The organism is Streptomyces mayteni (genome assembly GCF_054783955.1).
On record NZ_BAAGPR010000270.1, the window covers coordinates 1 to 1,002 of the forward strand.

The 1,002-nt window shown below is 82.8% G+C and carries 1 pseudogene; it reads right to left on the reverse strand.

The features are described from left to right. Nucleotides 1–1,002: pseudogene (locus tag ACYVPE_RS39835) on the reverse strand (AAA family ATPase); the annotation flags it as partial.

The window sequence follows — 1,002 nt, forward strand, 5'->3', positions numbered from 1 at the left end:
GACTTCGGCGGCGGCGCCCGGGGTGTCGAAGCCGGCCCGGTAGGCGGCGTCGGCGAGGCGGGCGTCGGCCTGCTTGCGCCGATCGGCGGTCTCGTCGGCGAGGTCGGCGGCGGGGTCGGCGGCGCCGAGCGCCCGAGCCTCGGCACCCAGCGCGGCGACGCGGTCGGCGACGGTGGCGGCGCCGGACCTGGCCTGGTCGATCTCGGCGCGCAGCGCGGCGAGTTCGGCGGTCAGCGCGGTGTGCCGGGAGGCGCGGACCGCGGCCCGGCGCTCGCCGTTCCGCTGCCGCTCGCGCAGGCCTGCCTCGGCCGCCTCGGCCTCGGCGAGCGCCTGGCGGGCCGCGGGCTCGGCGGCCGGCTCGGCGCCGACGGCGGCCAGCTCGCCCTCCAGGGCCAGGGCGGCGCTCGCCAGCGCCTCGGCCGGCTCCTCCCCCGCCTCGGCGGAGGCGGCAGCGTGGCTCTCGCGGAGCTCGGCGAGCCGCAGGTCGGCCTGGCCGGGCACCGGCTCGGCGGCCAGGTGGCCCTCGCGGGCGGCGGCCCCGGCGGCCCCCTCGACCTGGTCGGCGGTGGGGCGGGCGGGGCGCGGGTGCTCGGGCGAGCCGCAGACGGCGCAGGGCTCGCCGGGGCGCAGGGCGGCGGAGAGCTCGGCGGCGATGCCGCGCAGCCGGCGCTCCTTGAGGTCGAGCCAGTGGGCGTAGGCGTCGGCGGCCGACTCGCGGGCGGTGAGCAGTTCGGCCTCGGCGGCGCCGAGCCCGGCGGCGAGCCGGTCGCGGCGCCTGGCCGCCTGGAGCCGGCCGCCTGCCAGGGCGAGCCGCTGCTCCACGGCCTCGGCCCTGGCGGTGGCGGCGACCGCCAGGACCAGGTCGGCGCGGAGCCGCTCGGCGTCGCCGGCCAGGGTGCGGTGGCGCTGCTCGGCGTCGCGCAGCGACTCCTCGTCCGCGCGGGCCTCGCGGGCCAGCGCGGCGAGCTCGGCGGCGACGGCGCCGGCGCAGGTCTCGGCGGT